The sequence below is a fragment of the Candidatus Hinthialibacter antarcticus genome (assembly GCA_030765645.1).
Classification (GTDB): domain Bacteria; phylum Hinthialibacterota; class Hinthialibacteria; order Hinthialibacterales; family Hinthialibacteraceae; genus Hinthialibacter; species Hinthialibacter antarcticus.
In genome coordinates this window covers 48766-62592 of the sequence record JAVCCE010000057.1, presented here as the reverse complement: position 1 = coordinate 62592, position 13827 = coordinate 48766, and the positions used below count along the sequence as shown (strand labels likewise).

Sequence of the window (13827 nt, the reverse complement as noted above, 5' to 3'; positions counted from 1 at the left end):
CGCAATCAAGCAGCGTAGGCTACCCCAAGGGTCCATCCGCTACAGGTTACTCATTTTCGTCGTCTTCACTTATTGAATGGTCCGCAATTGACGCCATCTCCACCTTGCGGACCCGATCAATAATTTTCTGCAGCCGTTCATTTGAAACGGGGCGGATCGAAATGATTTCATAGACGCCGGTGTGCATGGGCAATTCGACTTCAATGGTTTCTCCGGCGCTTTGCCCGACAAACATCCGGGCCAACGGCGCCTGGTAGGAAAGCACATTATTGTCAGGGTCAGATTCCCACGGCCCCAACAGGAGATATTCTTCGGTAAGTTCCGCCCCGGCGGGCTTCACGGTAAATTGCATTCCAAAGCCGATGGCTTCATGGTCCATATCGTCAAAATCAAACGATTTGGCGACATGTAATTGCTCTTGCAACTCCGCCGTTTGTGACGCCAGTAGTTTCTGTTTGTCGCGTGCAGCGTGGTATTCCGCGTTTTCGCGAAGGTCGCCGTCTTGGCGCGCGGTTTCAATTTCACGCACCACTTCGGGCAGTTCAATCTCGACCAGACGCTTTAACAGGGCCTTTTTCACGTCAAGCGTTTCACGCAAACATAACAATCCATCGGGCGCAATTGAATTTTCTTCGAGAGTGACGGTCTGCATCAAATTCGGGAAGCGCCCGCGAATGATGGCTGTCAGATCAGACGAGGTGCGGCTATCAAGCCCTTCATTGGCTTGTGCGCGTCGGTAGACGGCTTGCGCCAATCCTTCATCCGCTTCGGCAATATTGGCCTTAAAGAGAGCGTAATGGTTGCGGCGAATAATCTCCCGCGCATCGCCCGCCACTTTGCGCAGATCAAGCGCTTCGTCTTTTTCGCGCCGTTTGGCCTGGCTGGTCAAGAAGTCAACCAACAACAATAAGCGCTCAATAATTTGCGGCCCACTCACTTTTCCGTCTAACCAATTGGCGGAGTTGGTCAATTGGTTCTCTGCCAACCAAATGAAGGAATGGGGATATTCGCGGTAGTTGGCGGTGATTTTTTCGACCAGGACATAATAGTCCGACTCATGGCCGCCTTCGACCAACGCCTGGGCCAGTTCGTCGCGAATCATCAATTCCGGCGACAACAGCCACTCCTTAAACAAGCCCGCCCACTCGTCGGGGTGCAATTCACGCACATACTGGGCGAAGCGATGTTCATGCGACTTAAACCGCAAGCGCTCGACCACGCTGCTTGCTTTCGCTACATCAGACGCAATTGGCTCTAACACGCCTTCGGCGGCGGACTCAATCCCTTCCGCATATTCTTTCAGGTCTTCGTTGGTATACCACATTTCAACCCGCTCGCCAGCGCCTTTGCGCCGGTTGATGAGCGAGATGAGTTTGGCGGAGAAATGTTTAATAATGGCTTCGTTAATATCGTTGCGCTTGGTGGTGCGCAGATATTCATAGATGCGCTCGACTTTAACGTGAGGAATCTTGGCGATATCGAAGCGCTTAATCATATCGTCTTCTTCGCTGAGCGCTTCTTTCCGCATGGTATAGACTTTATTCGAGCCGGAACTAACGGAAATATAGGGGTCTTTGCGTAACGCCGAGTTGGTATTTGACCACCAAGTGGTCCAATGGCGGTCGGCCAAAACCGCAGGCACCATGTGTTCTTTCATCAACTTGCCGTTGAGGCAGCCGCCAAAACTTTTCAAAACAATTTTGACCAATTCAACGGGATTTTCTTCTTTCAGTTTCTGCAGCCCCTCTTTGTCAACCACCGCCAAGACGCGGAAATCGTCCGGCGACAGACGGTCGAGGGCGGTTTGCGCCAATTCCAACCCCATGCGGTGGTTGCGTTTGCGCTGAAAATTAATTTTGACCCGCCGGGTAATGATGTCGAGTTCTTTGACGCGGCCCACGCCCCAATCCGGGTGACGAACGAACCGGTCCGGCAAAAACGCTAATAATGAATCCATCGCTTCGAGCGCTTCTTCGAGCGGACGGTTTTCGAGAATATTGGTATGTTTCACAATGCGGTCAAACAAAGGCGCATCGCCGTGAATGTGTTTATAGGTATCAACAATCGCCTGGCGAATTTCGGCATGTTCGGGCATGTAATGCAGAATGTGCTTGTAGAGAGTAAGCCGCCCCTCCCAGTCTTCGCGTTGTTCAGTCGAAGGCAACAACTGCTCAAGCAACAGCGCCGCTTTTTGTGGATGTTTATGCTCAAAGAGCATATTCGTAATCGAGGTAAAAAAGTAAATGTTTCCCGGCTCGATCTCAATCAGAATCGTCCAGAGTTCATCAATGGCGTTGTAATGGCGGTCTTCAACGGCCGCCCGCAGAGAGACTTGATAATGTCGCAGGGCTTCTTCGTTTTGGTCTTGTTCTAAATAGAGTTCCGCCAGTTTTTGGGCGGTTTCCTGTGCGCGGCTCTTTAAATCAAGCAAGCGCAGCAACGCGGCCTCATATTCATCGCTTTTGTCATCGGCTTTTTCCAACGACTGGACAATGCCCCGCAACGCCGCTTCGGAATTGGGATTTTCTTGCATCATCAAACGCGACTGCGTCCCTAATTCCTCCCAGTGACCACGTTGCCTAAGATCATTCAGTTCATCTACTGTAACCATAAGTTATTCACTCAGTTTCATCCCAGTGTATTTTTTTAGGCTCAAGGAAACGCCCTCACGCTTTTTTCGCCAAAAGCGCGTTAACCTAAAAAATCACACTGGTGAGAGTTGTTTTATGTGAGCCATTTATGATAGCAGCCCAAACAGATACGCCAAAGCCGTTGTAACCACCCCACTTTTGCCAGTAAGATGGCGCTAACCTTGTATGCCGTTGGAGAAAACGGGATGTCCCCCGACCTCACGCCCGAACATTTTATGCGCCTCGCCCTCAATCAAGCCCTGATCGCCCGCGCCCAGGGCGACGCCCCCATCGGCGCGATTGTCGTCCAAAACGGCGCGGTCATCGGTCGCGGGCGCAACCAACGCGAAGAATGGAACGACCCCACCGCCCATGCGGAAATGCTCGCTCTACAAGACGCCGCAGAACAAATCGGTCAATGGCGGCTCGACGGCTGCGACCTTTATTGCACCCTCGAACCCTGCATTATGTGCGCCGGTGGCATTCAACAAGCGCGAATTGCGCGGCTCTATTACGCTGCATCCGACCCGAAATGCGGCGGCGTGGAGAGTTTGTACCAGATTCTTGAAGATGGACGGCTCAATCATCAAACGCAAATTTTTCCTGGAGTTTTGCAAGATGAGTGCGAAGCCGTATTGAAAGATTTTTTTGCGGGGCTACGATAATGATGCTCTGCGGCGTTGAAAAAAACGACTTCGCGCCGTACAAGTACATAAACATGTTGGAGGGGTGGCCGAGTTTGGCTGAAGGCGCTCGCCTCGAAAGCGAGTAAACGGGTAACCGTTTCGTGGGTTCGAATCCCACCTCCTCCGCCAGTTTTATTCAGCCTCTTTTTTTGCTTCTACTTCTTCTTTTCCGTCTTTTTTCTTATCTTTTTTCTTTTTCGAATCTTCCGGGTTATAGCCAAATACTTCGACGACAGCGCCTTTCAAGGCAAAATGGGGCTTGCTGGTTTCATTTTTCACCGTGAACTGGTGCCCCAAGATGTTCACAAACACGCCCGGCCAGGCCTTTTCGCGCGCAATCACACCAACGATATCGTGTTTGGCTTTTTCAACCGCTTTTTCGATCACTTCAATTTCTTCGGTTTTCTTTTTAATTTGCCCCTGTAATTGCAATCCCGCGCGGGTAATTTTCATGCGCAAGGCGTTTTGTTGTTCGTTGATTTTTCCCGCATCCCGAAGTTTATTCAATTGAACTAATGCCAATTGAATGCGTTTCAGGTTTTCTTTAAGCCCAGCGACCTTCTTTTCTTCATCCTGTTTTTGGGTGATAAATTCGCCAACGGGGCCGCCCACAAGAAAGCGGGTTTTCACGCCTAACTCAGACCCCGCCGTGTGTACGTTGATTTCTTTCACGGCTTCTAATTCGCCGCCCAATACAACGCCCTTGTCGCCCGACAGCGTAATTTTCCCGCCTGCTTTGAGATGCGACTGGGTGACGGCGCCATCGATTGTTATGTCTCCGCCCGCTTCGATTGTGGTCGCGTTGACAAATTTCGCGGTCACGTCGCCTTTCGCTTTCAACACGGCTTTTTCGCCGCCCTGAATGCCCGCAGTGCAATAAATTGAGCCTTCCGCCGTTAAGAAAGACGACTCGACCAGCCCCGTGACGTGAATGTCTTGCCCGGCTTCAATTTTGAAATCCGGCAATACCCCGCCTGAAACCATAACGGTCTCTTCAAAGCGGACATTTCCCGTCTCGTAACTCACATCGCCTTGTACGGTGTAGACCGGGCTGACGGAATATTTTTCGCCGTCTTTGCACACGACGCCTTTAATTGCCGCACACATTTCCTTGCCGTCGTCACTGACGCGCACGTTTTTTCCTGAGGGAAGTTTGGCAGGTTTACCCGGCGTAGGAGCGAGTTCTTTGCCCGTAATGGTCTCGCCCGCGTCTCCATCGGTGGGGTCAACTAGGCGCGCTAACAACAGATCCTCGACCACTTCGATCACGTGATGGCGTTCTTTGTGATCGACCCGTCCGCCTTTTTCAGCCAATTCGGCGCCCTCGAGAACCGAGAGATCAATCTGCCAATCAATATAGCCATCTTCACCATTTTTGGCTTGACGGCCCTTGGCGACTTTCACTTTTTGATTAAAGAGACGTTCTTCATGGATGCGGCGCACTTCATCGTCTAACACGCCGCTGACGACGTTGTTTTCTTCTAAATAGCGCAGCAAATCTTCAGAGGTATAATTCTCGGATTGATTAAGAGCAAGCGACATGGTCGCAGACATCTGCTCTGACGACACCTCGAGTTCTAAGCCGTCGCCCCAATTAAATTCGGGAACATTCGTCTCTTCCGCCTGCGCGTCGGCGGCATCGGTTGCCTCTACGACGTCCACTTCCGTTGAAAGGTTTTCTTTCTCAGTCATTATCCGTCAGCCTTGTGCATTACTTTGGGGCTTCTTACCATAGAGAGCCGATTCCGCTGACAACCCCGGATAAAATAAAATTTAACAGTTAACACCTTATATAGTACCCGTTATTATAATTGTGCGTCCCAGAAATTACGAAGAACATCAAAAGTTGAGGATAATAATTATGAATGCAAAACTTTTTTACATGCTCGTCGTGGTCATTACTACATTCTACATCGGATGCGGCAATAAGGAAATAAAAGAATTAAAAAGCACCGTCGGCGTGCTCGAAAATCGGCTAGAGGACTACCAGGAAAGCACAACGACCGGAACCAAAGAGACCAACACCGCGCTGGGTTCCATTAACCAAGCGCTAAACAACCGCTTTTTGCAAATCCAAAACGCCCAGTCGAATTTAGAAAATACCCTACAACAAGTTGCGAACCGTCTCTCGGAACTCGAACGCGCTTCTTCGCAGATACAACAACGAAATGGCCGACTCGAGGAATTCACAACAGAAACCGCCACCCTCACCCAAGACCTCAACCGAACCGCGCTTACCTTGCAGAACTCTTTAACGAGCGAAACCAAAGACCTGCGCCAGCAGATGGAATCGTTGAGCGGCAGCATTTCGTCTCTACAATCCGAAAGCCGACGCGGCGACCAGGACGCGGTTTCGCGCATCCAAACCGCCCAATCCGCCCTGGACCAGCGCATAACCCAAATCGAAACCAACAACAGAACCATTTACGAGAAAATACTCAAAGAGCTGGGCGGCAGCGTCCCCGCGAGCGTTCAGCCCTCACAACCGACCACGCTTGGCAGCGGCGAGTATACTGTCCATGTGGTGGTTTCGGGCGACTCGCTCTCGAAAATTGCGTCGAAATACGGCGTAGAGATGTCAGCCCTCCAAGAGGTCAACGGCATCACCGATCCATCACACATCAACCTCGGCCAGGAAATCAAAATCCCAAAATAAGCGCCAGGTCGAATATCGGTTATACAAACCACTAAAACGGTGTTATAATTGCCGTAATTTGACCGAGAGGAAGTTCAACAATGCAGGGCGCTTTCTTAGCGCAGTTGCCCATCGGGCAAGTCGATGATGCACTCCAACAAATCGCCAGTAGTTCGATTTTAGGCTTGGCGATTTATGTGGTTCTCATCGTTCTTTCGATCTACACCTGGGCGCTGATAATAAAAAAAGTCATTGATTTACGTTCAGAAAAACGTAGCGCGGCCAAGTTCCGCAAGCGTTTCAGCGAACTCGAAGGCAATATTGTTGCGCTGTCGCAAGAGGGCATCTTGCCTTCAAACAGCCCGGCGCGTTTGTTTGTTTCCGCGTATGAAGAACTGCGCCTGTGGGCGACGCTTGACCGCGACCGTAATTGCATTGTTTCAGAGCGCCCGGTCATCAACGCGTTGGAGCGCACTCTCGACCGCTCGATAGAACTCGAAAAAGAATATTGGGAGCGCGGCACCACCACGCTGGCGACCATCGCGTCCGCCGCGCCCTTGCTGGGCTTGCTCGGTACGGTGTGGGGCATCTTCATTTCATTTAACGAAATGGGCGAAATGGCAACCGCCAGCATCTCGACCGTCGCGCCGGGCATCTCCGAAGCGCTGCTGACCACGGTCGTCGGGTTACTTGTCGCCATTCCAGCCGTATTTGCTTATAATGGGATCGTGCGCGCAGTGCGCGTTATCGAAACCCAGCTCGAAAGTTTCGCCTACGAAATTATCAACCGGTTCGACCGGCAGATTGTGGTGGCGCCGACGCAAGCGCAGCCCCAACCGCGTTCGCCCGCCGAAAAACCCGCTGCGAGGAGAAGTCGTGCCGCTACGTAAAAAGCGCTATCGCCGCGAACCCGTTGCTGAAATCAACATGACCAACCTGATTGACATCGTGATGGTCTTGTTGATCGTGTTTATTCTTGTCTCAAATTTTGTGCAGACCGGGCTGGAAATCAGCATCCCGAAAGTGCGCTACGCCGAATCGACCGGAAAAGAAAAAATCATCATCGGCGTCAAAACCGGAGAACTCACCCTAAACGGCGAGAAAATTTTAAAAGAGGAACTGGTTTCCAAACTTGAGGAACTCAAGGCCAGTTTCCCCGATGAGCAGGTGTTTATTCGCGCAGACGAAAAAACCGCCGTCGGCGACTTTATGGAAGTGATGTCTGACGCCAAACTCGCGGGCTTTGAAAATGTGATGGTCCCGCTCGAATTATTACCTCAGGCTAAACTGTAAACGCCATGAGCAACCGCACGTCTTTTATTTTTTCGATTTGCTTTCACGTCGGCTTGGTCCTGCTGCTGGTGATTTCGCCCCAGGCGCGTTTTAAACCCAAAGAGAACTTTGTTTCAATGAAATTAGAGACGCTGGTTCCGCCCCAGCCTCAACAAAAAGAACAACCCAAACCGCCGGAACCCGAACCGGAAAAGCCCAAACCCAAACCAAAAGAAGACCTCGACAAAATCAAAGAGATGTTGAAGAAGGAGTTGGTCAAAACTCCAACGCCGACGCCCAAGAAAAAGACGCCGACGCCAACCAAAAAACCGACGTCAAAACCAACGCAAAAGCCCACGCCGCGTCCGACGCAGCCGCAAGCGACCACCACGCCCATGCCGACGCCAACGGCGCAGGTAACGCCGATGCCGACCCTGCGTCCCATTAGCGACTTACTGAATGACGTCATCAATGCGCTGCCGACGGAAATGCCCAATGCGCCGACCATTCAGGGCGACCCCGAAGCGGGAAATTATGACTTCGGCTCGTATACCTCCCGGCTGGCGGCGTATCTCAAACGCAACTGGCGCATCCCCGCCGGGCGCCGCCCCGAACGCCGCGAATACATTACGCACATCTCATTCACCGTCAAAAAAGACGGCTCGATTGCCGACGTAAAACTTGAGCGCTCATCCGGCTGGGAGCGTTTAGACAAAACCGTGGTGGAATCCGTCAGCAAAACCGACGGCTTCGTCAAACTACCGCCGGATTACCAAGGAAAGCAAGTTCGGGTTTTGTACCCGTTCGTCTTACCGCTAGAATAAGCGCATTCTAGAACTTGCGATTGCAAGTTCTGATCGACTGTTAAGGTTGAGGTGAACACATGAAATTGTTTCTCAAAGGGACGCTCTGTCTCTTCGTCTTATCTGTATCTATTTTCCCGGTTCAATCACAAAATGCCGTCGTCGGCCCGGATATCACGCCCGGCGGTATCCCGCCCGCCGTGGTCATGTTGGCCAAACCGTTCGCAGTGGAACCGTTCGCCAGCCAGGCGCAAATCATTCAGGAACTCTATGACCTGATCGAGTTTGATCTGTCTTTCTCTGGCGGCTTTATCGTAAAAACCGAAAATGACATGCCCCAAGCCGCTTACCAATTCGGCAAAGACCGCGAGCGCCAATCCATCGACTATGCGTCATGGAGAACCTTGATGGTCAAAGACAGCCAGGGGCTGGATGTAGAAGTCGATTATATTGTCGTGCCTGAATTAAAGCCGCGCGGCGAAAACCAATTCGCGCTGCACATGTTGGTCTATAACGTCCAGGAAGGCCAACGCGCCATCGGACGCGCCTACGGCGGCGAGCCACATACGCCCTTCCCCCGCGACGCCCTGCGCCGCGCCGGACACAAAGCCACGGCGGAAATTATCCGCACCTTGCGCGAAGGACGCGAGGTTCCCATCACCGAAAGCCGAATCGCGTTCGTCGCCCACGACAAAGCCAAAAACACCAAAGAGATTTACGTGATTGACTACGACGGCTGGAAAGGCAGCCTGCAGCGCATCACCTTTTTTGATTCTTCCACTTTGTTCCCTGACTGGTCGCCCAAGGGGGACGCGCTGGCGTATACCTCATTAAAAGATGACTGGGCGGACAGTTTCGTCCATGATCTCCGCACCGGAAAAATCACGACACTCGCGAAATTCAAAGGTACCAACACCACCCCGCGTTGGGCCCCCGACGGCGAAAACCTGGCGATCTCGCTTTCGGCTGAGGGCAATGCGGAAATCTACCTGATAAACAAAGCCGGCGGCAAACCCAAACAACGCATCACCCATCACCCCGGCAGCGACATCTCGCCCGACATCAGCCCGTCCGGCGACCAACTCGTCTTTACCTCCGACCGAATCGGCGCACCCAAGATTTATATCAGCGACATCGAAGGCTCAAACCCGCGCCGCTTGACTTACTTTGACCGCAAGTGCGACACGCCCTTCTGGTCGCCGATTTCACCGCCCTGGTATAACGACAAAGATTTTCGCATTGCGTTTTGCGGCTTCTACGACTCGCTGCAGGGCGACATTTACACCATCAAGCCCGATGGAACCGAACAGCAAATGATTACCGACGGACGCTCTGACAATAAAAATCCCAGTTGGGCGCCGAATGCGCGCTATATCGCCTTTGCCAGCAACCGATTAGGAAAATTTGACATCTTTCTCGCCCGCAGCGACGGCAAGCCGTTGCCCACCGGCGAGATGTTTTATCGGGTGACCTATCAAGCCGGTGACAACTTACAGCCGTCCTGGTCGCCAAATTAAGTGATTTCAGAGTTACTTGCTTGCGTTGTTAATAGTTATGTTGTAGACTTTTGAGCAGTTTGGCGCACAAACGCGCTCATTTGCTTATCCAAATGCCACATATATTTTCAAATCAGCACAAGCAGCGTTAAGCCCTGCTTCGCTGGGAGGTTATGGTAGGATGAATCGTCAAAAACCGCTTTACTCCATGTTGTTTTTATCACTGCTCCTCGCTCTGACGGTCGGTTGCGCCAGTCAATCAAAAGGCAAAGGCGCCCACGCATTCGCCCAAAAAGGTATGGACGACGGCGCGAGCGTACAACAACAGCCGGTCGACCCATTTGATGATGGCGGTCGCGTCATCGGCGAACAACCGCTGGCAGGCCTGATTCGCGAAAATCCGAATAGCGGCATGTGCGAACGCGTTCACTTTGACTACGACAAAGCGGGCATCAAAGAAGAATATAAAGCCTGCCTTGACGCCATCGCGAGGTTTTTTAAAGCTAACACCCGTTTAACCTTAGTGATTGAAGGCCATTGCGATGAACGCGGCTCCAATGAATACAACATGGCGCTTGGCGAACGCCGCGCCGTCGCGACCGCGCAATACCTGATCGCACAAGGATTGGGCGAATCGCGCATCAATACACGCTCAATGGGCGAAGAAAAACCACTCGAAACATGCAGCAACGAAAGCTGCTGGTCAAAGAACCGGCGCGCTGATTTTTACTTCGTTCAACAGTCCCGCTAGTATTTTACATTTCTAAAATGTAGCCGCGAGCGTCCTTTTGATGGGTTCTCGCGGCTTTTTTATTGAAATTGATTCAAAGGAATGCATTTACTTGCTTGCGTCTCTTAAAGTAATGATGTAGACTTATTGCACTTAACGGCGTTGAATTCGTCCGTATTCCTACAAATTCAGTGAGAATCGAACCACGTTTCGGCTCACTGGGAGGTTCGCTTAGAATGACTAACCGTAAATCTTTACTCTCCGTGCTGGTACTGACCCTCGCCATTGCCGTAACCGCTGGCTGCGCCTGCAAAGCTCCCAATCAGGGCGCTCACGCTTTCGCCCAAAAAGGCGGAGAAAGCGTAACTGAAGAACCCGATTGGAACCGCGTCGCCGGACAAGAACTGCCTTTAGACCAGATTCCTGGTTTTGCTGAAAGCGGAATGTGCGCCCGCGTTCACTTTGATTATGACAAATCCAACGTCAAACCTGAATGGACTGACTGCTTAGACAAGATCGCAGCGTTCTTCACTCAACACCCGCAATATACGTTAATCATTGAAGGCCACTGCGACGAGCGCGGCTCCAATGAATATAACATGGCTCTCGGCGAACGCCGCGCCACATCCACAGCGGAATATTTGATCCAACGCGGCCTCAACGCCCAACGGATGAACACCCGATCAATGGGCGAAGAACAAGCCTTGGCCAGTTGCCACAACGAAAGCTGCTGGTGGCAAAATCGTCGTTGCGACTTCTACTTCGTCGAAAAAGCCCGGTAACATTTCTTCAACATATGACAAAGCCGCAGGCGCCTTCATGGTTCCTGCGGCTTTTTTATTTGTGCCTTGATATAAATTACAAAAAGGGGTTCTGGCACATCAAAAAAGACAAACCAATGCCAAGGTGAATAACCATCATCGAAGACTTAAGGCCTCTTCATACAACGCTTCAAATCGCTGCGCCATGCGCTGGACTGAAAATTCATGAATGACCCGCTCACGCGCAGATTTTCCCATTTGATTTCTCAATTGGACGTCGGACGCTATACGCACAATCTGTTTCGACAACGCATTGCTATCACCAGGCGCAATCAAAATTCCGCTGGCTCCGTCTTCAATCAAATCAGGTAGACCTCCAACCCGGGTTGCAATCACCGGCAATCCTGCCTCCATCGCTTCCATCACCGAAACGGGGATCCCCTCAACATCCGACGGCAGCGTGAACGCATCCAACCCACGTAAAATCCGCCGCGCATCGCTGCGGTATCCCGCGAAAGAAACAACGTCTTCAAGTTGCAGATCAGCCGTTTGTTCGCGCAACGCCTGCTCACACTCTCCCCCACCAACAACCAACAACCGCAGCCGAGGCGCAGCGGATCGAGCGAGAGAGAAGGCTTCCAACAACAGGTCATGTCGCTTGGCGGGACGCAACTGAGCGACAACGCCAAGCACGATGTCGTCTTCGCCAAATCCAAACTCATTACGGACGCTCTCTCGAATCACATCACTTGGCTCTGAAAATGGATCAATATCAATTCCATTTGGAACCATGCGCACCTTTCCGCTTGGCAATCCAATATTGTTGATCGCGCTCAAGCGGCCTTGCTCAGAATTCGCAATATAAAGCGAATCCAGGCCATGTGTCACGCGTTCCAATACCCCATAGCGCCGCCCGTATTCTTCGACGGTATATACCGTACGGATGCCGGAGATCACTTTTATTTTCGGATTAAAAAGCTTCGTCACTCGCGCCAGCAGATTGGAATGAAATAAGAAACTATGAATCATTTTGGGCTGCGCCTCACCCAACATCCGGCGCCATTCACGCCATCCGTGCAGTTTACCCAACGCATCAAATTGTAGATTGACTGCATGGACGCCTAGCGCTTGCGCCTCCGTGATTAAATCACCGGGGCCTTTCATCGCTACGAGATGCGGCTGAAAGCGCTCACGATCTAATGCGCCCAACAGAGCGAGAACCATTCGTTCGGTTCCACAGATTTTCGAATCCGTGGTAACAATAAGAATGGGGAGTGGATTGGTACGATTCATTATCAGTCGGCTTTGCGGGCGACGGTCAAAAGTTTGTGGCCCAACCAGGCCGCGGCGCCCTCCTGCATCGGGTATGCCATCGACGGAACTAGCCGACATACATTGGCGCGTTCTTTCAATACTGGCAAGCCAACCGGCAACAGCAAATAGTTGCCGTATAGATTAAATTGAGTGGAATGTTTTGCGACCGCCTCGTGCAGCATCGTCGGCGTCGCGAGCGACGTCCGCCCCAGTTCGCGCCCAAACAAGCGGCAAACTTTTCGCCAAACGTGGTTTGAGATTGACGTGATATGGCTGGCATTGAGCATATCAAATAAAACCAAACCGCCCGGCTTGGTAATGCGAAACATCTCATCAACCGCGACCCGGCAATCGGGCAGATAAAACAACACGCTGAGCGAATAGACGGCGTCAAATTCACCGTCGCGATACGGCAAGCGTTCCGCGTCAGCGTGTGTGAGACACACCTCGCGTTTCATCGTCTGAAAGCGCTCCCGGCAACCGTCGATGTTGCCCGCAGACAAATCGCAGCCAAACAATTCGTTGTTGTCTGGAACAAAGCGCGAAAGCAAATCGCCGCGCCCGACCCCAACTTCTAAGACGCGCCCGTTTTGTATTTTCTGCAGCGGCGCCAAACATAGCGTTTGATAACGGACATGGTAATCCAACCCGCTCAGTTCTTGCGCAAAGCCCTGCCAGTGGTCGGCGTATTGGTTGCGGTAAAATGATTTCCAGTCGCGGTCTTTTGTATTCATTAATTTTGTATCGCTTCGGTCCGTTTCGTATAGAGCCTATCCGGCGGGGCGGGAGACCATGCAGCGCCGAAAAAAGGACGAGTGATTTTCTTCACATTGTGATAGAATAGCGTACACCATCGGACTTTTAAGAGCCGCACCAATTTACTCACTTGAGGTTGCGTATGAAAGAGACCATTCATCCGACCGACCAACGATGGAACGACGCCGCACACCTTCGCTATAAAGACGCCTATCCAGAATTGGTCAAACTGTTCCGCTCTTCACTCGGGCGTTCGTTTTTGCGTTGCCATTGGATTCCCGACCCGCTCGCATTGGACTATCTCACCAAAGTGTTTATTCGTTTCTTGCCAATGCAAACTGGTGGAGCCAGCATTGAAAATATCCTTGCCGATTGGGAAGCCAACATTGACGCCGACAATCCGCGTGAAATGATCCGTTTTTACGAGACGGTTGGCGAGTTGATTTTGTGGTGGTCCGGGCTGTATAAAATGCCCGTTTTTCAAGACGAGGGCAAGCGTTCCTATGCCATCGCCTATGAACAACTCACCGAATATGAAACGCCCAGCAATCGCGTGATTTTGATGCCGGGGCAAGAGGCCGACTATGCCTCAAGGAGGCTGAAGGTCAATAAGATGTTCAGCGAGCAGTTCATTGAATATCAAGAAGTGCTTGAAAACGCCGAACTGCTCGACAACCCCGAACACCAACACTTCCGCGAGTTGTTTATGACCGATGACTTCTCGATCAATTAATAAAAACGCGC

At 51.6% G+C, this 13827-nt stretch carries 13 protein-coding genes and 1 tRNA gene; 10 read left to right on the top strand and 4 right to left on the bottom strand.

Features of this window, described 5'->3' with window-relative positions; genetic code table 11:
• Nucleotides 1-46 precede the first annotated feature (46 nt).
• Nucleotides 47-2611, bottom strand: a complete 2565-nt coding sequence (locus P9L94_13175; protein MDP8245031.1) for a GreA/GreB family elongation factor — start codon at nt 2609-2611, stop codon at nt 47-49.
• A gap of 225 nt (nt 2612-2836) precedes the next feature.
• Between P9L94_13175 and P9L94_13170 the strand changes: the two genes are divergently transcribed.
• Together P9L94_13170 and P9L94_13165 are read left to right on the top strand one after the other, a co-directional pair.
• On the top strand, nt 2837-3295 hold the full coding sequence (locus P9L94_13170) for a nucleoside deaminase (protein ID MDP8245030.1): 459 nt from the start codon (nt 2837-2839) through the stop codon (nt 3293-3295).
• A 58-nt stretch (nt 3296-3353) separates the two neighbouring features.
• Nucleotides 3354-3445: transfer RNA gene (locus P9L94_13165), tRNA-Ser, on the top strand.
• Nucleotides 3446-3448: 3 nt separating this feature from the next.
• Here the strand turns inward: P9L94_13165 and P9L94_13160 are convergent.
• Nucleotides 3449-5008: a FapA family protein gene (locus P9L94_13160; protein ID MDP8245029.1), complete on the bottom strand. Its 1560-nt coding sequence runs from the start codon at nt 5006-5008 to the stop codon at nt 3449-3451.
• A gap of 169 nt (nt 5009-5177) precedes the next feature.
• Here P9L94_13160 and P9L94_13155 point away from each other — a divergent pair, with 169 nt between their 5' ends.
• The 7 genes from P9L94_13155 to P9L94_13125 all read left to right on the top strand — a co-directional run bounded on the left by P9L94_13155 (nt 5178) and on the right by P9L94_13125 (nt 11034).
• Nucleotides 5178-5972 (top strand): LysM peptidoglycan-binding domain-containing protein, encoded by a 795-nt coding sequence (locus P9L94_13155; protein ID MDP8245028.1) that lies wholly within the window; start codon nt 5178-5180, stop codon nt 5970-5972.
• 80 nt (nt 5973-6052) lie between these two features.
• Nucleotides 6053-6841: a MotA/TolQ/ExbB proton channel family protein gene (locus P9L94_13150; GenBank protein ID MDP8245027.1), complete on the top strand. Its 789-nt coding sequence runs from the start codon at nt 6053-6055 to the stop codon at nt 6839-6841.
• Nucleotides 6828-7244, top strand: a complete 417-nt coding sequence (locus P9L94_13145) for a biopolymer transporter ExbD (GenBank protein ID MDP8245026.1) — start codon at nt 6828-6830, stop codon at nt 7242-7244. The genes P9L94_13150 and P9L94_13145 overlap by 14 nt, the downstream gene beginning before the upstream one ends.
• Nucleotides 7245-7249: 5 nt before the next feature.
• The gene (locus tag P9L94_13140) at nt 7250-8047 is read left to right on the top strand and encodes a TonB family protein (GenBank protein MDP8245025.1); all 798 of its coding nucleotides are present in this window, start codon (nt 7250-7252) and stop codon (nt 8045-8047) included.
• Nucleotides 8048-8106: 59 nt separating this feature from the next.
• The gene (locus P9L94_13135; GenBank protein MDP8245024.1) at nt 8107-9543 is read left to right on the top strand and encodes a hypothetical protein; all 1437 of its coding nucleotides are present in this window, start codon (nt 8107-8109) and stop codon (nt 9541-9543) included.
• Nucleotides 9544-9703: 160 nt separating this feature from the next.
• Complete coding sequence (gene pal, locus P9L94_13130) at nt 9704-10273, top strand: peptidoglycan-associated lipoprotein Pal (GenBank protein ID MDP8245023.1); 570 nt, start codon at nt 9704-9706, stop codon at nt 10271-10273.
• Nucleotides 10274-10488: 215 nt separating this feature from the next.
• Nucleotides 10489-11034 (top strand): OmpA family protein, encoded by a 546-nt coding sequence (locus P9L94_13125; protein MDP8245022.1) that lies wholly within the window; start codon nt 10489-10491, stop codon nt 11032-11034.
• Nucleotides 11035-11169: 135 nt separating this feature from the next.
• Here P9L94_13125 and P9L94_13120 read toward each other — a convergent pair whose 3' ends face one another.
• Together P9L94_13120 and P9L94_13115 are read right to left on the bottom strand one after the other, a co-directional pair.
• Nucleotides 11170-12237 carry a glycosyltransferase gene (locus tag P9L94_13120; GenBank protein MDP8245021.1) on the bottom strand — a complete coding sequence of 356 codons (1068 nt, stop codon included), beginning with the start codon at nt 12235-12237 and terminating at the stop codon, nt 11170-11172.
• Nucleotides 12238-12308: 71 nt separating this feature from the next.
• Nucleotides 12309-13061, bottom strand: coding sequence for a class I SAM-dependent methyltransferase (locus P9L94_13115; GenBank protein MDP8245020.1), 753 nt, complete (start codon nt 13059-13061; stop codon nt 12309-12311).
• 164 nt (nt 13062-13225) lie between these two features.
• Between P9L94_13115 and P9L94_13110 the strand changes: the two genes are divergently transcribed.
• On the top strand, nt 13226-13816 hold the full coding sequence (locus P9L94_13110; GenBank protein ID MDP8245019.1) for a hypothetical protein: 591 nt from the start codon (nt 13226-13228) through the stop codon (nt 13814-13816).
• Nucleotides 13817-13827 lie beyond the last annotated feature (11 nt).